The sequence below is a fragment of the Pseudodesulfovibrio pelocollis genome (genome assembly GCF_030282845.1).
Taxonomy (GTDB): domain Bacteria; phylum Desulfobacterota; class Desulfovibrionia; order Desulfovibrionales; family Desulfovibrionaceae; genus Pseudodesulfovibrio; species Pseudodesulfovibrio pelocollis.
In genome coordinates this window covers 128,691-150,806 of the sequence record NZ_JASTWE010000001.1, presented here as the reverse complement: position 1 = coordinate 150,806, position 22,116 = coordinate 128,691, and the positions used below count along the sequence as shown (strand labels likewise).

Annotated in this window: 22 protein-coding genes and 2 tRNA genes; 14 read left to right on the top strand and 10 right to left on the bottom strand. The window is 62.6% G+C overall.

The genetic code is table 11. The features are described 5' to 3' along the window. Window position 1: 1 nt before the first annotated feature. From nifS to QQS14_RS00760, 3 genes are all read right to left on the bottom strand, one after another. A complete protein-coding gene (gene nifS / locus QQS14_RS00770; RefSeq protein WP_285904968.1) occupies window positions 2–1,198 on the bottom strand; it encodes a cysteine desulfurase NifS in 1,197 nt (398 codons plus the stop codon). Window positions 1,199–1,201: 3 nt separating this feature from the next. Next, window positions 1,202–2,053 (bottom strand): Fe-S cluster assembly protein NifU, encoded by an 852-nt coding sequence (gene nifU / locus QQS14_RS00765; protein WP_285904967.1) that lies wholly within the window; start codon window positions 2,051–2,053, stop codon window positions 1,202–1,204. A gap of 212 nt (window positions 2,054–2,265) precedes the next feature. Continuing rightward, window positions 2,266–2,526 (bottom strand): DUF493 family protein, encoded by a 261-nt coding sequence (locus QQS14_RS00760; protein WP_285904966.1) that lies wholly within the window; start codon window positions 2,524–2,526, stop codon window positions 2,266–2,268. Between the two features lie 190 nt (window positions 2,527–2,716). Between QQS14_RS00760 and QQS14_RS00755 the strand changes: the two genes are divergently transcribed. The 5 genes from QQS14_RS00755 to QQS14_RS00735 all read left to right on the top strand — a co-directional run bounded on the left by QQS14_RS00755 (window position 2,717) and on the right by QQS14_RS00735 (window position 8,463). Next, a complete protein-coding gene (locus QQS14_RS00755) occupies window positions 2,717–4,852 on the top strand; it encodes a putative bifunctional diguanylate cyclase/phosphodiesterase (protein ID WP_285904965.1) in 2,136 nt (711 codons plus the stop codon). A gap of 39 nt (window positions 4,853–4,891) precedes the next feature. Next, on the top strand, window positions 4,892–5,074 hold the full coding sequence (locus QQS14_RS00750) for a hypothetical protein (protein WP_285904964.1): 183 nt from the start codon (window positions 4,892–4,894) through the stop codon (window positions 5,072–5,074). Between the two features lie 151 nt (window positions 5,075–5,225). Beyond that, window positions 5,226–5,636: an Hsp20/alpha crystallin family protein gene (locus tag QQS14_RS00745; RefSeq protein ID WP_285904963.1), complete on the top strand. Its 411-nt coding sequence runs from the start codon at window positions 5,226–5,228 to the stop codon at window positions 5,634–5,636. 14 nt (window positions 5,637–5,650) lie between these two features. Beyond that, entirely contained in the window at window positions 5,651–8,203 is a 2,553-nt protein-coding gene (locus QQS14_RS00740) for a Lon protease family protein (RefSeq protein WP_285904962.1), read from the top strand. Between the two features lie 92 nt (window positions 8,204–8,295). Beyond that, entirely contained in the window at window positions 8,296–8,463 is a 168-nt protein-coding gene (locus QQS14_RS00735; RefSeq protein ID WP_285904961.1) for a hypothetical protein, read from the top strand. A 92-nt stretch (window positions 8,464–8,555) separates the two neighbouring features. Here the strand turns inward: QQS14_RS00735 and QQS14_RS00730 are convergent, their stop codons facing one another. After that, window positions 8,556–9,155, bottom strand: coding sequence for an NAD(P)H-dependent oxidoreductase (locus QQS14_RS00730; protein ID WP_285904960.1), 600 nt, complete (start codon window positions 9,153–9,155; stop codon window positions 8,556–8,558). A gap of 358 nt (window positions 9,156–9,513) precedes the next feature. Between QQS14_RS00730 and ilvB the strand changes: the two genes are divergently transcribed. The 3 genes from ilvB (at window position 9,514) to QQS14_RS00715 (ending at window position 12,419) form a co-directional block, all read left to right on the top strand. After that, window positions 9,514–11,187, top strand: a complete 1,674-nt coding sequence (gene ilvB / locus QQS14_RS00725) for an acetolactate synthase large subunit (protein WP_285904959.1) — start codon at window positions 9,514–9,516, stop codon at window positions 11,185–11,187. Continuing rightward, complete coding sequence (gene ilvN / locus QQS14_RS00720) at window positions 11,180–11,458, top strand: acetolactate synthase small subunit (protein WP_285904958.1); 279 nt, start codon at window positions 11,180–11,182, stop codon at window positions 11,456–11,458. The genes ilvB and ilvN overlap by 8 nt, the downstream gene beginning before the upstream one ends. Window positions 11,459–11,573: 115 nt before the next feature. Further along, window positions 11,574–12,419, top strand: coding sequence for a flagellin (locus tag QQS14_RS00715; RefSeq protein ID WP_285904957.1), 846 nt, complete (start codon window positions 11,574–11,576; stop codon window positions 12,417–12,419). A gap of 63 nt (window positions 12,420–12,482) precedes the next feature. On the opposite strand, the gene QQS14_RS00710 is transcribed toward QQS14_RS00715, so the two are convergent. Both QQS14_RS00710 and QQS14_RS00705 read right to left on the bottom strand, forming a co-directional pair. Then, window positions 12,483–12,558: transfer RNA gene (locus QQS14_RS00710), tRNA-Thr, on the bottom strand. Between the two features lie 61 nt (window positions 12,559–12,619). Continuing rightward, window positions 12,620–12,696, bottom strand: a tRNA-Pro gene (locus tag QQS14_RS00705). 287 nt (window positions 12,697–12,983) lie between these two features. Here QQS14_RS00705 and QQS14_RS00700 point away from each other — a divergent pair. Further along, window positions 12,984–13,523, top strand: a complete 540-nt coding sequence (locus tag QQS14_RS00700) for a chemotaxis protein CheW (protein ID WP_285904956.1) — start codon at window positions 12,984–12,986, stop codon at window positions 13,521–13,523. A gap of 85 nt (window positions 13,524–13,608) precedes the next feature. Here QQS14_RS00700 and QQS14_RS00695 read toward each other — a convergent pair whose 3' ends face one another. Next, on the bottom strand, window positions 13,609–14,343 hold the full coding sequence (locus QQS14_RS00695; protein WP_285904955.1) for a Smr/MutS family protein: 735 nt from the start codon (window positions 14,341–14,343) through the stop codon (window positions 13,609–13,611). A gap of 151 nt (window positions 14,344–14,494) precedes the next feature. On the opposite strand from QQS14_RS00695, the gene QQS14_RS00690 reads away from it, so the two are divergent. The 4 genes from QQS14_RS00690 to QQS14_RS00675 all read left to right on the top strand — a co-directional run bounded on the left by QQS14_RS00690 (window position 14,495) and on the right by QQS14_RS00675 (window position 17,717). Next, on the top strand, window positions 14,495–15,265 hold the full coding sequence (locus QQS14_RS00690; protein ID WP_285904954.1) for an ABC transporter ATP-binding protein: 771 nt from the start codon (window positions 14,495–14,497) through the stop codon (window positions 15,263–15,265). 22 nt (window positions 15,266–15,287) lie between these two features. Further along, the gene (locus QQS14_RS00685; protein ID WP_285904953.1) at window positions 15,288–16,448 is read left to right on the top strand and encodes a SufB/SufD family protein; all 1,161 of its coding nucleotides are present in this window, start codon (window positions 15,288–15,290) and stop codon (window positions 16,446–16,448) included. Between the two features lie 209 nt (window positions 16,449–16,657). Beyond that, the gene (locus QQS14_RS00680; protein ID WP_285905020.1) at window positions 16,658–17,245 is read left to right on the top strand and encodes a TetR/AcrR family transcriptional regulator; all 588 of its coding nucleotides are present in this window, start codon (window positions 16,658–16,660) and stop codon (window positions 17,243–17,245) included. 16 nt (window positions 17,246–17,261) lie between these two features. Beyond that, a complete protein-coding gene (locus tag QQS14_RS00675) occupies window positions 17,262–17,717 on the top strand; it encodes a metal-dependent hydrolase (protein WP_285904952.1) in 456 nt (151 codons plus the stop codon). Between the two features lie 74 nt (window positions 17,718–17,791). On the opposite strand, the gene sucD is transcribed toward QQS14_RS00675, so the two are convergent. Continuing rightward, window positions 17,792–19,867: a succinate--CoA ligase subunit alpha gene (sucD, locus tag QQS14_RS00670; protein WP_285904951.1), complete on the bottom strand. Its 2,076-nt coding sequence runs from the start codon at window positions 19,865–19,867 to the stop codon at window positions 17,792–17,794. A 114-nt stretch (window positions 19,868–19,981) separates the two neighbouring features. On the opposite strand from sucD, the gene QQS14_RS00665 reads away from it, so the two are divergent. Beyond that, window positions 19,982–20,749 (top strand): hypothetical protein, encoded by a 768-nt coding sequence (locus tag QQS14_RS00665; RefSeq protein ID WP_285904950.1) that lies wholly within the window; start codon window positions 19,982–19,984, stop codon window positions 20,747–20,749. Between the two features lie 9 nt (window positions 20,750–20,758). Here QQS14_RS00665 and QQS14_RS00660 read toward each other — a convergent pair whose 3' ends face one another. Both QQS14_RS00660 and QQS14_RS00655 read right to left on the bottom strand, forming a co-directional pair. Beyond that, window positions 20,759–21,163 (bottom strand): response regulator, encoded by a 405-nt coding sequence (locus tag QQS14_RS00660; RefSeq protein WP_285904949.1) that lies wholly within the window; start codon window positions 21,161–21,163, stop codon window positions 20,759–20,761. Window positions 21,164–21,181: 18 nt separating this feature from the next. Continuing rightward, complete coding sequence (locus tag QQS14_RS00655) at window positions 21,182–22,093, bottom strand: BTB/POZ domain-containing protein (protein ID WP_285904948.1); 912 nt, start codon at window positions 22,091–22,093, stop codon at window positions 21,182–21,184. Window positions 22,094–22,116 lie beyond the last annotated feature (23 nt).

Below are 22,116 nucleotides of genomic sequence, written 5' to 3'. Positions count from 1 at the left end.
GCTACTCCGAAAACGACTTGGTGCAGGCTGGCGCAGTCTTTCCGGCCGAAAAGGGCGAGAGCTTGCGCAGATTTTCGATGACGGTGGGCAGGGTGACGAGCACGGAGTCCACCTCGGCCTCGGTGTTGAAGCGGCTCAGGCTGAAGCGGATGGAGCCGTGGGCAAAGGTGAAGGGCACGCCCATGGCGCGCAGCACGTGCGAGGGTTCCAGGCTGCCCGAGGTGCAGGCCGAGCCGGAGCTGGCGCAGATGCCCATCTGGTCCATCATCAGCAGGATGGCCTCGCCCTCCACATAGCCGAAGGAGATGTTGGTGGTGTTGGGCAGCCGGTTGCTCCTGTCGCCGTTGATGATGGCGTCGGGAATTCGCTCCAGCAGCCCGGTTTCCAGCCGGTCGCGCAGCGCCTTGACCGTGGTGTTTTCCTCGTCCATGTGGGCCATGGCCAGTTCGCACGCCTTGCCCAGGGCGATGATGCCGGTGGTGTTCTCGGTTCCGGCCCGGCGGCTGCGCTCCTGGTGGCCGCCGATGAGAAAGGGGCGAAACGGTAGCCGCTTGCGCACGAAGAGCGCGCCAACGCCCTTGGGCGCGTGAAGCTTGTGGCCCGAAAGCGAGAGCATGTCGATGGGTGTGGCCCCGAGGTCGATGGGGATCTTGCCTACGGCCTGGACCGCGTCGGTGTGGAAGACCACGCCGCGTTTCCTGGCGATGGCGGCCATCTCCTCCACCGGATAGATGTTGCCGGTCTCGTTGTTGGCCCACATGACCGAGACGATGGCAGTGTCTGGCCGGATGGCCTCGCGGTATTCGTCGAGGTCGAGGCGGCCGTTCTCGTCGGTGCCGAGGCAGGTGACGTCGTAGCCTTCCTTTTTCTCCAGGAACTTGCAGAGGCTGAGGATGGCCGGGTGCTCCACGCGGGTGGTGATGATGTGCCGCTTGTCGGGCTGGGCCGACAGGGCCGAGCGGATGGCCGTGTTGTCCGACTCCGAGCCGCAGGAGGTGAAGATGATCTCGTCTGGCTCGCAGTGGAGCAGGGCGGCCACCCGGGCGCGCGCCTCGCGAAGCCTGATGCCCACCTGTCCGCCGAAGCGGTGCATGGACGAGGGGTTGCCGTAAAGATCGCAGAAATAGGGCTTCATTTCCTCGAACACCGCCGGGTCCACCCGGGTGGTGGCGTTGTTGTCCATGTAAATAATCTTCATGGCCTATCCTTCGCGGACCGTGATTTCGGGGTCCACCTTTTCCTTGAGCTTGGCTTCGATCAGGTTGTGCAGGGTCAGCTGGCTCGACGGGCAGTTGGAGCACATGCCGATGAACTGGACCAGGACCATCTGGCGGTCGATGTCCAGCAGGCGGATGTCGCCGCCGTCTCGCTGGAGCATGGGGCGGATCTCGTTATCGATGACCGATTCGATGAGGTGCATGCGCTGGATGTTGGTCAGGCCCTGGGCCGGGTGGGCTGGCTCTTCGGACGGGGTTTGGCAGACACCCTCACCGCGCGCCTCTCCAAGCAGGCGCTCCAGGTCTTCCACGCACTTGCCGCAGCCGCCGCCCGCCTTGGTGAAGTTGGTCACGTCCTCCACGGTCTTGAGGTCGTTTTCCTTGATGGCGCGCAGGATTTCCTCGTCGAAGACGCCGAAACACTCGCAGATGAGGGTGCCCTCGTGGGAATGTTCCATCTTGCTCGGCACCTCGCCGCGCATGTTTCTGATGGCCTGCTCAAGGGCCTCCTGGCCCATGACCGAGCAGTGCATCTTCTCGCGCGGCAGGCCGCCCAGGTATTCGGCGATGTCCTTGTTGGTGATCTTTTCCGCCTCGGCCACAGTCTTGCCCTTGAGCATCTCGGTCAGGGCCGAACTGGAGGCGATGGCGCTGGCGCAGCCAAAGGTCTGGAATTTGGCATCGGCGATCACGTCGCCGTCCACCTTGATATAGAGGGTGAGCGCGTCGCCGCAGGCCAGGGAACCCACCTCGCCCACGCCGTCGGCGTCTTCAATGGTGCCCACGTTGCGCGGGTTGAGGAAGTGGTCCTTGACCTTGTCGGTGTATTCCCACATGGCGATCTCCTGTAATCTTGGTTTGTTCCGGAGTGCGGGGCGATGGTTGCGTCAGTACACCGGAAAGATCATAGCACATTGTTTTGCATATGTAAGTATGTCCGGCCGCCCTGTAAAGGCGTTGGCTGCAATAAATCCGATCAAATCAGTCAAGATTTTTTCCGTGTCAATGCCAGCATCGGGTCAGGGCAGGCCTCCCTGTCACGCTGGCGCTACAGGGCGACCAGTCCGGGGATTTCCGATGCCTTGCGGTAGACCGTCATGACCTCGCTGCCGGAGCACATGGTGGATTCAAGGGTGACGCTGGTGTACTTGCCGCCACTGGACTCCCGGGTCACAAGCCGCTCGGATTCGAACAGGGCCGCGAGCAAAGGGAGATTGCCCGTGGGCACGATGAACTTGAAGACATAGGGGCAGGGCCACTGGTGATGTTCGTCGAGAATGCTCTCGAAATGGTTGTTGCGGTCGGTCATGGTGGTCTCCGGATTTCCTTGGCTGCGCCGGATGTATATCCGGTGTGGCCCCATGTCAAATGACAGAGGGCGTTGACATATTGGCTCAATATGTATCTACTGCCTGAAGCACCTGTTCCATTTGCGGAAATTCCGGGCTGTCTTCGCGCCATGCGGGGGCGCCGGAGAAAGGGCGGCATGGCGGACGACGATGAGCGGTGAAGTCGAAATACTCGTGGTCGATGACGACCGGATCAACCTGAAGTTGATTGAGGGAATCCTGCGCGGCCAGGACATGCGCGTGATCACGGCCATGTCCGGTGAAGAGGCGCTGGTCAAGGCTGCCGAAAGCAATCCGGCCGTGGCCCTGCTCGACGTCATGATGCCGGGCATGGACGGCTTTGAACTGGCCGAGAGGCTGCGTGCCTCGGAACACACCCGCACCGTGCCCATCATTTTCATCACCGCCATCAGCAAGGAGCAGCGCAATGTCTTTCGCGGCTACGAGCTGGGCGCGGTGGACTACCTGTTCAAGCCCGTGGAGCCGGAAATTCTGCGCGGCAAGGTGGGCATTTTTGCGGAATTGCACAGGAAGAATCTGTCCCTGGAGACAGCCACCCGGCGACTGGAAAAGGTCGTGGCCGAATTGGAGAGTTCTCAGGCGGCGCTCAAGGAATCCGAGCAGCGATACAGAATGGTGGCCGACTACATCTATGACTGGGAAAGCTGGATAGGCCCTGGCGGCGAGGCCATCTACATCTCTCCCTCCTGTCAGCGCATCACGGGCTATTCCCCGGCCCGTTTCGTCGAAGACCCGGAGCTGATGCAGCGCATCGTCCATCCCGACGACTTCGCCGCCTGGCACAACTACATGATCGGCTCTTCCTCGGTGGAGGAGGGCATCGACTACCGCATCAACCACCGCGACGCCCGGGTCCGGTGGGTGAGCATGGTCAGGCACGCGGTGGAGGACGAGACCGGGCAGCCCCTTGGCGTCCGCATCAGCGTGCGCGACGTGACCGGCCGCAAGCGCATGGAGCAGCGGCTCAAGCACAGTTCCCTGCATGACACCCTCACCGGCCTGCCCAACAGGGCACTGCTGCTCGACCGGCTCAGTCAGGCGGTGGAACGTTCGATGCGCAGCGGGGACTATTTCGCCGTTCTTTTCATCAATCTCGACAGATTCCAGGTGGTCAACGACCATTTCGGCCACATGGTGGGTGACCGCATCCTGGTGGAGATCGGGGTGCGTCTGCGCCGCATCGTCCGTCCGATGGATACCGTGGCCAGGTTCGGCGGGGATGATTTCGTGGTCGTTTTCGAGGAGATGCGCCGCAAGCTTGATGTCCGCGACATGGTCAAGACCGTCAGGGATTCCTTTGCCGAACCTTTTGAGATCGACGGGATGGAATTCCCGATCACGGCGAGCATGGGCCTGGAGATAGCCAGGGGCTACGGCGAGGACCGGGACAATCTCGTGCATAACGCCCAACTGGCCATGTACAAGGCCAAAGGGGCCGGCAAGAACCGCTGCGTGACGTATGAGGTGGGCATGCGCGAGGGCGCGGCCAGTGTGCTGGCCATGGAAGCCGATCTGAAGCGGGCCTTGCGCGCCCGGGAGTTCAGGGCCCATTTCCAGCCCATCGTCACCCTGGCCGACGGCCAGCTCTATGGCTTCGAGGCCCTGGCCCGCTGGCACCACCCCGAGCGGGGGCTGATCTGCCCGGGCGAGTTCATCCCGGTGGCCGAGGAGACAGGGCTCATAGTCGAATTGGGCGAGCAGATCCTCGAAGACGCCTGCCGTACCCTGAGCCGCTGGCGCTCCCTCTATCCGGCGGCAGCCGAGCTGATCATGTCCGTGAACATCTCTGCCAGGCAGTTTGGCGAAGCCAGCCTCGTGGACATGGTCAAGCAGATTCTCGAAAGCACGGGCCTGCCCGCCAGCCTGCTCAAGCTTGAGATCACCGAGACGGTTGTCATGCTCGACGCCATGGAGTCGTCAGTCCGTCTCAATATCTTGAAATCGCTCGGTATTATGCTTTCCATCGACGATTTCGGCACCGGATATTCCTCCATGAGCTATCTGCAGAAATTTCCCGTGGACCAGCTCAAGATCGACCTGAGCTTCGTGCGGCTCATGGAAAAGGGGCCAGAAAACATCGAAATCATCAGGGCCATCGTCAACATGGCCCACAGCCTGCGCCTGCGGGTGGTGGCTGAAGGCATAGAAACCGAGCGCCAGCGCGATCTGCTTTATTCCTTGCAATGCGATTACGGTCAGGGCTATCTCTATTCCAGACCGCTTCCGGGCAGCGAGGCCGAGGCGTTTCTCGCCAGCGAGGAGTGACGTTTTTCTTCGAGACAAGCCAAGGGAGATCTTCTGCGTATGAATCTGAGCGCACCGCAACTCATCACCTGGGTCATAGGCGTCATCCTGGGTCTGATGGGCATCCTCATTCATCTTGACGTCATGTCCGTGCCCGCCCTGGAGGGCCTTGTCCGGCCCTTTTGGCTCGTGTCCGCCGGGTTTGGCATTCTTGCCGTGTCCAACGTTTTCAGGGGGCTTTGATCGCAGCACATTCTCTGATTGCTCCCAGGGGCCTGCCGTGGAAATGCGGCAGGCCCCTTGTCGTGCCTCTCCGGATTGTGTAATCATTGAATACATATGTCTGCACCGCCTGCCCAGGCGGCGGGCCGACACGCTCAGGAGGAACGCGCCAATGGCTGATCTGAAACGTTGGAGCCGGGGCGAAATCACCAGGATGCGCCTTGAGATAGACAGGCTTTTCGACGAGTTGTGCCGTGATCTCGACCTGCCCGCCATGGTCTGCCGCATGCCGGGCGACATCGAGCTTTGGGAGGAGGGTGATGCCCTGGTGTGCCGGATGGAGCTTGGAGCCATCGACCAGGAAGATGTCACGGTCATGGCCCTTGGGCGGCTGCTGGTGGTCACGGCCGAGGTGTTCGAGACGGCTGGCAACAACCGCCGTTCACGGGCCTTCAGAAAAGAGGTCCGGTTGCCCTGCGCCATCAGGGCCGACGATGTCGAGGTCGCCTTTGTCGAGGGGGTTCTCGTGGTCCGCCTGCCCCGATGCCCCCGCCACCAGGTTGTCCGGATAATCAAGAAATAGACGGAGTTGCCATCATGCCCAGCAAGAAGCCATCGCACGAAGTTCCCACTGACAAGCTCAAGTGGACCCTTGATCCCGGGATCATGACCTTCACGACCACGGACGAACTGGAGCCCCAGACCGAGATCATCGGTCAAAAACGCGGCGTGGAGGCCTTCCGCTTCGGCATGGGGATGCTCAAGAAGGGGTACAACATCTTTGTCACTGGCCAGCCCGGCACGGGGCGTCTTTCCACGGTCAAGAAGCTTCTCGCCGAGATGGCGGACAAGAATCACGTTCCCTGCGATCTCTGCTATGTCAACAATTTCAAGCACCCGGAAGCGCCGATACTGCTCAGGTTCACCTCGGGGCAGGGCAGCGAGTTCAAGCGTGACATGCAGGAGTTTCTGGACACGGTGAAGCGCGAGGCCCCGCAGCTCTTCGAGAGCGAGGAATACATTGCCCGCAAGAACCAGATCGCCGAGGCCCACGAGAAGAAGGTGATGAGCTTCTACAAGGCCATCGAGGATCAGGTGAAGGACACCGGGCTGGTGGTGGTGCGCATGCAGATGGGGCCGATCCAGCGGCCTGATGTGGTCCCCCTGGTGGACGGCGAGCCCAAGCGCATGATCGAACTTGAGGAGATGGTCGAGAACAAGCGTTTCCCCAGGGAGGAGTTCGAGCGCCTGCACGCCAAGCGTCTGGAACTCAAGGAACAGATCGACCAGATAGTCCTGGAGCTCAAGGAACTGCAAAAGGAGGTGGGCAAGAAGCACGAGGAGGTGGACCGCCTCATGTTCATGGCCCTGGCCCAGGACTTCATCAAGCCGCTTCGCGAGCGGTATGACGATCCCAAGGTCCAGGTGTATCTCGATTCAGTCCTCGACCACATGGGCGACGAGCTTGACAGCATCAAGGCCTTGGGCAGTCCGCCCAAGCAGGGGCCGCTGCCGGGCATGATGTTCGGCGGGCCGCCGCCCGAGGTGGTCTTTCACCCCTATCAGATCAATCTGCTGGTGGACAATGCGGACAAGCAGGGGCCGCCGGTCATCGTGGAGTCATACCCGACCTACCGCAATCTCTTTGGCAGCATCGAGCGGGTCATGGACCGCAACGGCGGCTGGCACACCGATTACACCAAGATCAAGGCTGGTTCTTTTGTCAGGGCCAACGGCGGCTATCTCGTGATCAACCTGATGGACGCCATCTTCGAGCCGGGCGTGTGGCAGACCCTCAAGCGCTCGCTCAAGACGGAGCAGATCGAGATCGAGACCTTTGACCCGTATTATTTCATCAGCGCCACCGGCCTCAAGCCCGAGCCCATAGACATGCGCGTCAAGGTGGTGGTGCTGGGCAGCCCCTATCTCTATGCCATGCTCAAGTATTACGACGAGGATGTGTCCAAGATATTCAAGGTCTGGGCCGACTACGAGTCGAGCATGAACCGCGACGACGACACGGTCATGCAGGTGGCCCGGTTCATTCGTGCAGAGGTGGACCGAAAAGGGCTTCGGCCCTTTGATGCCTCGGGCGTGACTGCGGTGCTGGAGGAGGCCGTGCGCTGGGCTGGGCGGCAGGAGAAGATATCCACTTCCTTCCCGGCCATGGCCGATCTCCTGAGCGAGGCCGATCATTTTGCCTCACGCGAGGAGTCGGCCATGGTGGGTGCCTCTCACGTCAAGGCGGCCGTGGACGCGCGCGTCTACCGCTCCAACCAGATCGAGGAGCGCATCCAGGAGATGATCGACCGGGGCAGCCTCTTTGTGGACACCGATGGCGAGGTGGTGGGGCAGGTCAATGGCCTGGCCGTCTACACCATGGGCGACTACATGTTCGGCAAGCCGAGCCGGATCACCACCGTGACCTCCCTGGGCAAGGAGGGGATCATCAACATCGAGCGCGAGGCTGACATGTCCGGCCCCACCCACAACAAGGGCATGCTCATCCTGGCGGGCTATCTGCGCAGCCGTTTTGCCCAGGACAAGCCCATGTCGCTGGCGGCCAGCATCGCCTTTGAGCAGTCCTACGGCGGTATCGACGGCGACTCGGCTTCGTCCACGGAACTGTACGCGCTGCTTTCAAGCCTTTCAGGCAAGCCCATCAGGCAATACATCGCCGTCACCGGCTCGGTGAACCAGTACGGCGAGGTCCAGCCCATCGGCGGAGTGAACCAGAAGATCGAGGGGTTCTATCTCTGCTGCAAGCACGCCGGGTTGACCGGCAAGCAGGGCGTTATGATCCCACAGGCAAATACCAAGGACCTCATGCTCCGCGACGAGGTGATCCAGGCGGTCAAGGACGGCGAATTCCACATCTGGGCCGTGCGGACCATCGACGAAGGCATCGAGATTCTCACTGGCGTCAAGGCGGGCGAGCGCAGCAAGAACGGCACGTATCCCAAGGACACCATCAACCGGCTGGTCGACGACAGGCTGCGCGAGCTCGCGAACACCCTCGTCGCCTTCGGCAAGAAGGGTGAGAACAAGGACGATAAGGGGAGCCAGAAGGCTTCGGCCAAAAAGGCTCCGGCCAAGAAAACTCCGGCCAAGAAGACTCCGGGTCGGAAGACCCCACCCAAAAAGAAATAGGAATGCGTATTATTCCTTGACAAACCATGAACCATGCCAAAGGGTTGCGGATGAAACCGCAACCCTTTGCCTTGCAAGGTGGAGTGAACGCCATGGATCTGCTCAAGCTCAATGTCTGGAGAAAACTCATCCTGGTTGTGTTCGTGGCCAGTGTGGTCGCCATGTTCACCATAGACTGGGGCTATGCCTTCCATATCCGCCATGTGGTGCGGCTGGCCGTGGGTGCGATGGCCTTCTGGGTGGTGGTGGACCGGTTCTAAGGCATTTGGCCGATCACGGCCTGATCACCGCAACTACAGGGATTAAGTCCCTTTGCGGCATCTCTTCAGGACATTGGTGCCTGCTTGAAGGGTCACTGGTGCGCGGGGAAATTCGCGTTGACCATAGCCTCGACCTCGCCGAGCCATTGGTGCCGTTCTTCCGCACAACTGGTGATCACGATGCGGAACATCCGCCGCCGGGTCTCGGCCACGCCGCACAGGCCGAAGACGCAGTCCTTCCAGATGCGTTCCAGCGGATCGCCGAAAATGGTGTTCTCCCGGTTCGCCTCGGTGTTGGACGTGTTGAAGACCAGGGCGGTGCGCGCCCTGAGCAGCCCCACGGGCACTCCCTCGCCGCCATCCTCGCCCACGAATTCATAGGCTGTTCCCGGCCGCAGCACCCTATCGACCCAGCCGGTCAGCACGGCCGGGGGCATGCCCCACCAGTTGGGGTGGACCACGATGATGCCGTCGGCGCTGGCCGCCTCCTCGCAGTGGCGGGCAATTTTGGCCGGGAGGGGGGCGCTCCGGGGGATTTCCGGGCCAGGCAGGATGGGGTCGAATCCCTCGGCGTACAGGTCGCGCAGGGTCACGTCATGGCCGTTGGTCAAGGCCGTGGCCTGTGCCCGGCGGGCGATGGCGTGGTTGAAGCTGGACGGGTCGGGGTGGGCCAGGACGATGAGGATGCGCATGGATGACTCCTGAGCACGGCGTGTGCGCCAGCAGCATGGTTCTTTTCCTGGATGGTGGCAAGGGGTCGCATGGGTGGAAAAAGATGTTGACGCCGCCTTGCGCCTTGATTATGCGTAATCAATATTCAATGAAAGGAACAAGCCGCTTATGCGCAACTTCGACCACGACTCCCTTCTTTTCGACGCCCGCCTAGCGGTCGCCGTAGTCGTCGTTGACGTCGTAGTAGGTCGTGCCCATAGGGACGCGCCATAGCGGGATTGCATTCTTCAAGGACTGTACACATCAACCCCCGCCGGTGCGAACCGGCGGGGGTTTTCCGTTCCCGCCGACCGCCCGGGGCAACCAGGAGGCTCCATCATGAAATTCAGTGGTGCGGAAATCATCATCAAACTGCTTGAGCGGCAGGACATAGAGATCATTGCCGGAATTCCGGGGGGAGCGAATCTGCCCATGTACGACGCGCTCTCGGCCAGCCCCATTCGGCACATCCTGACCCGCCACGAGCAGGGCGCTGGGTTCATCGCCCAAGGCATGGCCCGGGTTACGGGCAGGCCCGCCGTGTTTTTCGCCACCTCCGGGCCGGGCGCGACCAATACCCTGACCGCCATCGCTGATGCCAAGCTCGACTCCATCCCGATCATCTGCATCACCGGGCAGGTTCCCCTGGCCATGATCGGTACCGATGCCTTCCAGGAGGTGGACACCTACGGCCTGAGCGTGCCCATCACCAAGCACAACTATCTGGTGCGCAGCGTGGACGAGCTGCTGTGCGTCATCCCGGATGCCTTCCGCATCGCGTCCTCGGGCCGCCCCGGGCCGGTGGTCATCGACGTGCCCAAGGATGTCCAGACCGCCATGCTCGAATTCGACGCCTGGCCCGAGCCGGGCGGCTGCGGTTTCGGCCCCGAGCTGATGGCCCCGGAACTGGCCCACGCCGCCCGGATCATCGACGAGGCCCAGCGGCCCATCCTCTATCTGGGCGGGGGCGTTGTCCAGTCCGGCTCGTCGGCCCTGGCACGGGCCATGGCCGAGAAGGCGTCGATTCCGGCTGCCCTGAGCCTGATGGGCCTGGGCGCGCTGCCTGTGGACCATCCCCTGTGTCTTGGCATGCTCGGCATGCACGGCGCGCGGCACACCAACCTGGCCATGGAGCGGTGCGACCTGCTCATCGCGGCCGGGGTGCGCTTCGACGACAGGGCCACGGGCAAGGTGGCTGAATTCTGCCCGGACGCAAAGATCATCCATCTGGACATCGACGCCAGCGAGCTGGACAAGATCAAGAGCGCCCACGTGCCTGTGGCGGGTGATCTGGTCGATTCGCTGGCAGCGCTGCTTGAGCTGGTCAGGCCCGCAGACCGTTCGCCCTGGCTGGGCGAGGTGGCCGGGCTCAGGTGCGAGCATCCCGTGATCATTCCCGGGGCCGACGATCCGTGCTCGTCCTATGGGGTGATTCTCAAGGCTGCGGAACTGGCCGGGGAGGAGGCCATCGTCTGCACCGACGTGGGCCAGCACCAGATGCGCACGGCCCAGGTCTATCCCTTCCTGCGGCCGCGCCAGTGGCTGACCTCGGGCGGGCTGGGAACCATGGGTTTCGGCATGCCGGCCGCCATCGGCGCGGCCCTGGCCGCGCCGGAGCGCACCGTACTCTGCTTCAGCGGCGACGGGTCGATCATGATGAATATCCAGGACTTGGCCACGGCCGCAGAGCACCATGTCAACGTCAAGATCATCCTGCTCAACAACAACGCCCTGGGGCTGGTGCGCCAGCAGCAGGACCTGTTTTACGGCAAGCGCTACTTCGCGTCCGACTATGCCCGGCGGGTGGATTTTCTCAAGATCGCCGAGGGCTTCGGACTGCCAGCCATCGACCTTGGGTGCAGCGCCGATCCCGGGGCCGCGCTGGCCGAGGCCCTGGCCCAGTCCGGCCCCTGCCTGATCCATGTGCCGGTCAGCGCTGATGACCCCGTGTACCCCATGGTTCCTCCCGGAGCCGCCAACTCCCAGATGATCGGAGGAAAAGTTCATGTGTAAACAGACGGTTATCGAACTGACGGTGAACAACCATCCCGGTGTCATGTCGCACATCTGCGGCCTGTTCGCCCGGCGCGCCTACAATGTGGAGGGCATCGCCTGCATGCCCGTCAACGGCGGGAGCACCAGCCGCATCTGGCTGCTGGTGGATGCCGACGAACGGCTCAATCAGATGATCAAGCAGGTGGACAAGCTGGAGGATGTGCTCATGGTCGAGCGCCACGACGGCGGGCACGCGGTCTTTACCCGGATGGCCGAATTCGTGGCCTGACGGGCAGTCGTCCGCAATGGGGCCGGTCGCGCGAAATGTTGCGGCCGGCCCTAAAGTTGTGCGCCAGGGAGCCGATAAAACCGACGGATACCCACGTTCAGACTCCGGAGACCCCATGGCCCTCAGCGACATCGAGAAGAGCTTCCTTTACGAGTACTCGGCGCGGCTGCTCGAGCGCGACATGCTGACCAATCAGCTGTTCGCGGGGTCGGCGGTGGGGCGGAACCTGCGCAGCCTCGTGCTGGGCGAACCCCTCCGGGCCAAGACCTTCACCAATCCCTTTGAGGAGGCCATCAGCGGCACCCTGCGGGCCGATGCCGGAGCCACCCGGCAGGCCGCGCGCAACGTGGGCGAGGCCGCCTCCATGATGGGCGTGGCCAGGACCGGCATGGCCACCATCACCGGTGCCCTGCGCGACATGCAGGAGATCATCGACAAGATCAATGCGGGCGAACTCAGCGGGTCGAGCAGCGTGGTCCAGGGCGACTACAACGCCCTGCGCGACAAGATCATCGGAACCATCTCGGGCACGGACTTCAACGGCATATCCATGCTCGACAGCACCAAGTGGGGCACCTCGCAGATCGACTCGGACGGCAAGGTCTTCATACAGTCGGACAAAAGCGGCGGTTTCAACATATCTTTTTACGCCGTGGACACCCCGGCCAGCGGCGTGGCCTGGGCCGATCTCTCGGGTGCTGCCCTGGGCGATGACGGAACCAGGGCCACCCAGCTCGGCTTTGTCCAGACCCTGGCCAGCGAGATGGAGTCGGTCCAGGGCATGTACCAGAGCAAGGAGGACAGCCTGCACTCGCAGCAGCTGGCCCTGCAAAGCCAGGCGCAGATTCTGGACAACGCCGCCCAGCTCAGAAAGCCCTCGGACCCCGGCTACACGCTGGAAAAACTGCTGGCCGAGCTTATCCTCAAGGAATCCGGAACGATTTTCGACGGTCAGGGGTAGGGCGGCGAATCCATGCGGAAACGACGAAGGCCGGTCAGTGATCTGACCGGCCTTCGCGATATATGGAGCTGTCGAGCAGGATTGAACTGCCTACCTCATCCTTACCAAGGATGCGCTCTACCAATTGAGCTACGACAGCTTCTTGAGCTTTCAACGAAACGGCGGACCGGATTGCCGGTCCACCGGGGTGTTTCGTCGTTTGGTCGGGATGAGAGGATTTGAACCTCCGACCCCTTGAACCCCATTCAAGTGCGCTCCCAGACTGCGCTACATCCCGACGCGAAGGGTGTTACTATCCGCGAGAAGGGTGGATTGTCAATCCCTTTTTCCGGGAAAAAGCCAATGGCGTGAAGTTTTTGAAAAATCGCGGTCAGCGGACTTCTCTTTTCGACGGTGGTCGCGTATGTTTCATTGTGAGCGGACGGGAATTATAATGGTTTTCTTCTTTCAACAGGGGTATCGGAAGAATCAGTCACGGTCGCCGACCGGGCCTGAATATCCCGGGGTCGAATGCCGACTCGGTGTGGGGTGGAGAATAATCCTCAATTTTTCGGAGGAGTTGTCATGTCAGAAGACGCGCTGAAGGATATCAACCAGTTTTTGACGTTCACCCTGGGCAAGGAGATTTTCGCCCTGGACATCGGAACCGTCAGAGAGGTGCTGGAGCTGACCTCCATCACCAAGATTCCGCGCACGCCGGAGTTCATGCGCGGGGTGATCAACCTGCGCGGCCACGCCGTCCCGGTGGTGGACATGCGCCTCAAGCTCGGCATGTCCAAGAGCGAGGACACCGTGGACACCTGCATCATCATCGTGGAGATCGAGTTCGACGGCGAGTACACGGTCATGGGTGCTCTGGTCGATTCCGTGCGCGAAGTCTTCGAGATGATGCCCGATTCCATCGAAGCCGCCCCCAAGATGGGTGCGGCCATCAACGCGGAATACATCAAGGGCATGGGCCGCCAGAACGAGCAGTTCATCATCATCATCGACATCAACAAGATATTCTCGGCCGAGGAACTGGCCATGGCCAAGGAACTGACCAACCTCAAGGGCGGGCCGGGCAAGGCCCCTGTCGAGGAAGCGGCCCAGGCCACCGCCTAGCCCGTCATACGAAGCGAAAGAAAAACCTCCGTCCCCATGGGGCGGAGGTTTTTCATTCATGATCCGAGGAGGCGCGGCTATTCCATCATCGCTGGAAGTCGTCCTGGTTCGGCATGGTTTCCCAGGCGATCTTGCCTTGTGTTTTCTTCTGTTTGCGCAGCAGCACGTAGATGGCTCCAGCGCCGCCGTCCTTGGGCTGGGCCGTGCAGAAGGCGAGGACGACCCGTTTGAGTGGCTCGTGGGTCAGCCATGTCTCGGTCTCGCGCCGCAGCACGCTTTGGCCGCCCGGGGAGTTGATGCCCCGGCCGGTGACCACCAGCACACAGCGGTGCCCCTGAAGATAGCTCTCGCGGATGAAGAAGAGCAGGCCCTCGCGCGCCTGGACCGAGGTCATGCCGTGCAGGTCCATGTGGGCAGCCACGCTGAGGGAGCCCGCCTTGAGCTGCTGAAAGGTCTTGATGTCCAGCCCCCGGACGTAGCCGTACATGAACTCGTCGGTGTATTCGAGTTCGAATTCCACCTCGCCCCGGAGGAATCGGCTCAGATAGGCGTCCTCGGCGTCTTCGGGGATGGCTGCGGCCGACGGGGCGGGCGCGGGCTTGGGCACGACCCTGCGTCCGCCGCCGCTCATGGGCCTGACTCCCTGCATGGCACCCTCGAACAGGTCGGCTTCGGCCGCCTCGTCGCGCCGGGCCTGCTCCTCGGGCGGGGCTTTGGGCTTGTCATAGGGCAGGGTGTAGGCGTCCTTTTTCTTTGCCTTGGCCAGGGAGGCTATTCCCTTGAGTTCCGTCAAATCAGTCAGGCGGCGTTTCTTGCCCATGAGTCTCTCCGAGGCCGGGATCGGCCGTGTCGTTGGCTGCTGCCGGGAGCGGCGGCCTGCCGCCCTTCGGCACCGGGGACGAATGACTGGACTTCCCCCCCCGGCTTCAGTAATGAGTCTGTCTGCATATCGATTCAAAGCGAGGACCACCATGCTGACCATTGAAGACTTGCATGTCAACATCGGCGACAAGCCGGTGCTGCAGGGGATCAATCTCGAAATAAAGAAGGGCGAGACCTTCATCCTGTTCGGCCCCAACGGCTCGGGCAAGACATCGCTGCTCATGGCCCTGATGGGCTTTTCGGGCTACGAGGTGACCCGGGGCCGCATCCTGTTCAAGGGCGAAGACATCACCCAGGCACCCATGTACGAGCGGGCGCGCCTTGGCATCGGCATGTCGTTCCAGCGGCCGCCGACCATCCATGGCCTGCGCACCCGGCATCTGGTGCAGATGTGTTCGCGCAAGGGCAAGGTCAACCCCGAACTGCTGGCCGGACGGGTCAACATGACGGAATTCCTGGACCGCGACATCAACGCGGGGTTTTCCGGCGGCGAGATCAAGCGTTCGGAACTGCTCCAGCTCATGGCCCAGCAGCCGGAGCTGGTCCTTTTTGACGAGCCCGAGTCCGGGGTGGACATGGAGAACATGCAGCTGGTGGGCAAGGTGGCCCGCGACGTGCTCGACGGCAACTTTAACATCGCGCCAGACCTCTCGTCGGACCTGACCCTCAAGGCCCGCAAGGAGAGCACCAGGACCGCCGGGCTGATCATCACCCACACCGGCTACATCCTTGATTACGTCAACGCGGACCGTGGGCAGGTGCTCTACAAGGGCCATCTGTGCTGCGAGGGCCGCCCCAGGGACATCCTCGATCACATTCGCCAGCACGGCTACCAGGAATGCGTGCGCTGCATGAACTAGCAACTCCCCGGGGAGCAGAGATATGAGCACTGTTGATCTTTCGCAATTCACGTTTGAAGGGCTGAACCGCGAGGCCATAGACGACCTCAACACCCTCTCGCAGGAGGACAAGGACCAGCTTCTGCTGGCGGGCGTGGTGGCCGACGAGTCCATGCGGTCCGCCTCCTACCTCCAAATGGACCACTCGGCCGTGCACTGCCGGTCCCACGACGAGGGGGTCGAGATCCTCGACATCAAGGACGCCCTCAAGAAGTACGACGGCCTCAAGGAATACTACTGGACGCTGGTGGACAGGGACAAGGACGAGTTCACCCGGGCGGCAGACGGCAACCTGCACGGCGGCTACTTCATCCGGGTCAGGGCCGGGGCCAAGATCAAGGACCCCATCCAGTCCTGTCTCATGCTCAAGGCCGAAAACGTCGGCCAGAACGTCCACAATCTCGTGATCATCGAGGAAGGGGCCGAGGCGCACATCATCACCGGCTGCTCCGTGGCCCACGGCACCAAGGCCGGGGCGCATCTCGGCATCTCGGAATTTTTCGTCAAGAAAAACGCCTCGCTGACCTTCACCATGGTCCACAACTGGGGCGAGAGCGTGGCCGTGCGGCCCCGGTCGGCGGGCGTGGTCGAGGAGGGGGGCAAGTTCCTCTCCAACTATGTGCTGCTCAAGGCGGTCAAGGACCTCCAGATGTATCCGTCCATTACCATGAACGGCGCCAACTCCGTGGCCCGCTTCAATTCCGTGGTGGTGGCACCCAGGGGATCGCACCTGGACCTGGGCAACCGCGTGATCATGAACGCGCCGGGCACCCGCTGCGAGATCATCGCCCGGACCATCGCCACCGGCGGCACCATCATCAATCGCGGCCACATCGGGGCCCATGCCGTGCCCAGCAAGGGCCACCTGGAATGCCAGGGGCTTATCCTCGGCGATGGCCGCATCTGGGCCATTCCCGAGTTGGACGGCACGGCCGAGGGCGTGGAACTGTCCCACGAGGCGTCGGTGGGCAAGATCGCCCAGGACGAGATTGAATACCTCATGGCCCGCGGTCTGGACGAGGCCGAGGCAACATCCACCATCGTGCGCGGCTTCCTCAATACCGACATCATGGGCCTGCCCGACAGGCTCCAGCGCGAGATAGACAAGCAGATCGAGGAGTTGCAGGCGTCCGATGCCATGTAGGGGAGACCAGGCAAGATCGTTGGCGGCGGGGTCGTGGGACTCCGCCGCTTTTTTTTGTCCTGTTCGTCCGACCTGGCGGCGGATTGCACATTTGCGCTTGAACAATGGTCCTGACCGTACTAAGCAATGTGCTGCCCTGAAAGCCTTGCGGCATTGGGGCTCGGAATGTTGCGGTTCCGATTCCATGATCAAGAAGGGGGAGTGTTTTGATACCGAAAAAGGACTGCATTTTGAAGGCGGCCCAGGAGTTGTTCGCCCGCTACGGATACGCGGGAACGACCATGAAAATGGTGGCCGAGCAGGCAGGGGTCGCCTCCGGGCTGGTCTTCCACTACTTTGACAGCAAGGAGAATCTGTTCATGGCCGCAGGCAGCGAGCTTGTGGACACCATGATCTTCGAGCTGCGCGAGCGGACTGCCGAGACCGAAAACGGATGTGAGGCCCTGGGGACCTTTGTCAAGGCGTACCTCGACTTCACCCTGGCCCACGAGACCACCTTTCCGACCATCATCCGCTGCTCGCCGTTCAGCGACGACAACCCGGACCTTGATCGCAAGAAGATCGCGGCCAAATTCCGCGGCCTGACCGACCTGATCGAGGAGATCCTGAGGCGCGGCATCGAGGACGGCTCCATCATGGACCTGCCCGTGACCCAGACCGCCTTCATGGTCTACGCCAACATCGTGGGTGCGGTGCGCACCCGGTTCCTGACCCCGTACAACATTCCCGGCCTGTTCGAGGAGGCAAGGGAGTTCGTGCTGCGCAGCGTCTGCGTCCGCACCGCCTGCGAGTCCTGAACCCGGCGGCGAGGGAATGCCCGGTTACAAGGGACATCTGGCCGGGGGCCTCTTCTTCGCGGTCATGGGCCTTGTGGGCGTATCACTGCTGGGTTGGCTGACCCTGGACCCGATCACTGCGGCAGGCCTGACCGGGTTCTGCCTCATGGGTGCGCTGTTTCCCGATGTGGACACGGACTCCAAAGGGCAGAACCTCTACTACATGGTCCTGGCGGTCGTGGACCTCGGCCTGATCCTTCGCGAACACTACGTCTGGGCCGCGTGGCTCGGGCTGCTGGCCATGTTTCCGGCCATGGGCTCGCACCGGGGGTGGACCCATAGCTGGTGGGCCATGCTCGTGGTGCCGCTGCCCATCCTGCTCATTCCCGCCTTTGTCGTCGGAATCGAGGCGGCGCGAGGCTTTGTGCCGTTCTATGCGGCCTTTTGCGCGGGCTATTTCTCCCACCTGCTGCTGGACGGCGAGTTCCGCTAGACGCTTCTTATCGCTGGCCGCCGCGCATGACCATGCCGAGATCGATAAGCAGTATTTTCAATGGCGGATTCCTGTCAGTCGAGTGTCCGGGCGGCCGTGGCCGCGACCTCTTCGAGGCTTGCGCAGACCGCAAATCCGGCCTTGCGCATGGTTTCGAGCTTGCGGTCCACGCCGCCGCCCTTTTCCAGAATGGCCCCGGCGTGGCCCAATCGCTTGCCGGGCGGGGCTGTGCGGCCCGCGATGAAGGCGGTCACCGGCTTGGCGAACCCGGTGCGGATCACGTGCTCGGCCAGGTTTTCCTCGGCCCGGCCGCCGATCTCGCCGAGGATGATCACGGCCCGGGTTTCATCGTGATTGCGCAGCATTTCAATGGCATCCACATAATCGACTCCGATGAACGGATCGCCGCCTATGCCGATGCACACAGACTGGCCGATGCCCGCCGCCGTGAGGCGTGACGCTACCTCGTATGTCAGAGTGCCGCTGCGCGAGAGGATTGCCACCGGGCCGGGGCTGAATGGATCGGTGGGCATTATGCCGATCTTGGTCCGGCCGGGCACGATGATGCCCGGCGTATTGGGGCCGACCACACGGGTGGGCGAATGTCTGATCTGCTCGAAGACCGCCAGCATTTCCTGCTGGGGGATGCCCTCGGTGATGCACATGGCCCAGAGGATTTCGTTGCAGGCCGCTTCGAGCACCGCGTCTGCAGCCATGCGCGGCGGCACGAAGATGATGCTCGCACCGATCTGGTGGCGGCGCATGGCCTCGGCAATGGAATTGTAGATCGGCACCCCGAGGACTTCCTGGCCGCCTTTGAAGGGCGTCACTCCGGCCACCACATTGGCACCATAGGCCTGCATCAGCCGGGTGTGCAGCTGGCCTTCGCGGCCGGTGATGCCCTGGACCAGGATGGGCGTGTCAGCGTCGATGCCGAGGTGGGCTGTGGAAACGTGGCCGGTGGGCGCGGGCATGGTGCCGGGGGCGGCTGTGCCCGGGGCGGAAAACTCGATGACCGGGGCATCTGCCGGGCGGATGGATTCCAGGATGCGGACGGCATCGGCCATGTCGTCTGCCAGATGCAGATTGGCGCAGCCCATGGCCGTGAGCACCTCCACGCCACCGGCAGCGTCATTGCCCGCCATGCGGGCCACGATGGGTTTTTCCGGTTCGCGGCCGCCCAGGGCCTCGCGCAGGGCCAGAGCCACGTTGCGGCAGGAGAGGATTCCCGCGTAAAGATTAATGAAAACGACCCTGACCCGGGCATCGCCAAAAAGCAGGTCCAGGGCGGTGCGCATGCGCGCGTGGTCTGCCGCGCCGCCCAGGTCGAGAAAGTTGCGGGCCGGAAGGCGCGAGAAATTGAGCAGGTCCATGGTGGCCATGGCCAGCCCGGCCCCGTTGACCATCAGCCCCACCCAGCCGTCGAGGCTGACATAGGAGAGCCCGGCCTCACGGGCCGCGTTCTCCACGGGGCTGGCGTGTTCAGGCTGGTAATACGCTTCCATGGCCGGATTGAGTTCCGCGAAATTGTCGTCCATCTCGATCTTGCCGTCCAGGGCCAAAAACCGGTGATCATCGGTGATGATCAGGGGATTGATCTCGGCCAGGAGCAGGCCGTTGTCGAGCATGGCCTTGAAGAAATCGGCGAGCAGGGCGGAAAAAACGGCAAAGCGGTCCCGGTCCAGGCCGAGGTGGAAGAAGGCCGCCCGTGCCTGGTTGGCCGAGAGCCCGGCCGGGAGCCGCACTTCCTGGACGAGCAGATTGCCCTTGCCGCCGGATTCGATGTCCACGCCGCCCTCGCGGCCCACGGTGAGCAGGATGCAGCCGCGGCTGCGGGACACGGTCAGCGACAGGTACATCTCGCGTTGGATGGTCACCACCGGTTCCACCCGGATGAAGGGCACGGCGTGGCCCGCGATGGTCAGGCCGAATAGCTTCCTGGCCGTGGGGGCGAAGGCATCGGGCGAGTCCACTCGCTGCACGCCTCCGGCCTTGCCCCGGCCGCCGGTCAACACCTGGGCCTTGAGTATCCATGGCGGGGCAAAGGGCGGGTCAAAAGGGTCCTGGCCGGGAAAGAACGCCAGCCCCTGGGGGACGGGAATACCTGCCTTGGCGAAAAGGGCCTTGCTCATGTGCTCGTTCAACAGCATGCGGTATCCTCTATGGAGAAGGGGTTGGGAGCCCGATCCGCTTGTCCGCCACGTTGCGGGAAGCGGGAATAGGGGGTATATACCTCATAAACGGGCATTGCGCCAGGAGTTCCCATGGCAGACTTTAAGGAGTATGCGGACCAGCTGCAAAATGAGGTGGTCTCGGAGATGGCAGAGAGCTATTTCGGCGAGCGTCGGCGCCTCGACGACCTCATGGCGGATTTCGAGAGCATGACAGGGACGTTACGTGAGCAGGTCCCTGGTGTCGAGCGGGCCGCCCTGCGCCTGCATCACTTGCTGCTGGGTAGCGAGCCGTCGTTCTACCTGGCCCTGGAGGTGGACCCGGCCTGCGTCCCCTTTGGTCACGACGCGCCCGTGCCGCTGTTCCCCCGGCTGCCTATGGCCCTGACCCGGGTCGGGCGCTACGTCAGGTGCGTGCGCATAAGCTACGATCTCTTGCAGCGGGCCGCGCACGACTACCTGCATGGTCATTATTATGTGAGGGATGGCGACAAGGGGCGCAAGCAATTGACGGTCAACTACCTCGGCTTGAGGCAGTTCGCGGCCATGATCGACGCCGAGGTGATCCGGGTGAACCGCAACCGCACCCCCACCGGCACCCTGCGCTACGTCAAGGACATGGACCCGGCCAGTGCCGAGCGCGAGCGAATCATTGGTGATGTGTCCTATGTGGATGGGGAGGGACTGGATAAGGCCCTGCGCTTCGTCCCGGTGGGGTTTGACGAACTGGGGCTGCCCGAGGTCCAGGAACTGCCGCCGCTGCGCGAGGTGGGGAGCGAGATAGGGCGGATGTGCCGCGCGCTGTATCGTCAGCGGCCCGACGAGGCGCGGGCGGCCATGGCCGATCTGCTCATCCCTTGACCGGCAGGCTCAGGTCAGCCCGAGCCTGCGCAGTTCCTCCAGCAGCCTGTCCGAGAAATTTTCCTTGGGAACAAAGGCGTCGGCCCCGCCTCGGAAGAAGGAGCTGCTGACGTTCTTCATGTCCCGGTGGGCGGTGAGCATGATCAGCTTGAAGCTCTGTCGCGGGTCGATGGAGTTGCGCCTCTCGGTCTCGCGCATTTTGGCCACGGTCTCGTGGCCGGACAGGCCAGGCATGACGATGTCCATGATCACCGCGTCGAAGGGCTCGTTTTTCCTCAACTGATGTTGGAAGCGAAGGACCGCGTCCTCTCCGCTCGCAGAGACGGCGCAGTCCGCGCGGGGCGAGAGTTTCGCCACCACAAGGTCGGCGAAGCGCGTGTCGTCGTCAACGATGAGGAGCCGCTTTCTGGTCATGGCATCCCTGAGGCCGGGTCAGCCGTCGGCGCTGAGTTGATCGAGTATCCTGGTCAGGGTCTGTGAAACCTCTCCCTCGGGAACCTGGCAGGTGCCCACGGCCCTGTGTCCGCCGCCGCCCAGGGAGAGCATCAGGCTGCCCACGTCGGTCCTGCTGGTCCGGTTGAGGATGGAGTGGCCCACGGTGAAGACCACGTTCTGCCGCTTGAAGCCCCACAGGATGCGTACGCTGACGTTGCACTGCGGGAACAGGGGGTAGATCATGAACCTGTTGCCGCAGGGAATCCGATCCAGCCTGCGCATGTCGAGAACCACAGCGTTGCCGTGGACTTGGCTGTTGTCCTTGAGCATTTGGACAAAGGCCGGGGAGTCTTCCTCGTATTTGCTCACCCGCTCCCTGACATCCCCGATGGTCAGAATCTCCTCGGCCGATTTGGTCCGGCAGTATTCGATCATGTCGAGCATCAGCTGGTAGTTGCTGATGCGGAAATCCCGGTAGCGGCCAAGGCCTGTGCGCGGGTCCATGAGAAAACCGAGCATGACCCAGCCCTTGGGGTTGGCGATCTCGTCGGCGGACAGGGCGGCAGAGTCCACCTTGTCCACGGCGTCGAGCATGGGGCCGAAGGAGGCCGGAAACCTGTCCGCCCCGTAATATTCGTGAATGACCCTGGCGCAACTGGGCAGAGGGCGGCTGTCGCCCTCGAAGTCAATGTCGCCCAGCCGTTCCCGCTCGCTGGTGTGGTGGTCGAACCACAGCCCACATCCGGCCACATAGGGCACATTGGCGAGCACGTCGTTGTCCGTGACCTCCACCTTGCCGTCCTGAAGGTCCTTGGGGTGGGCGAAGAGATAGTCGTCTATGAGATCAAGATGCCTGAGCAGGGTGGCGCAGACAAGGCCGTCGAAGTCGGATCGGGTGACAAGTCTCATGCAGTGCTCCGTGTTGGCGGGGT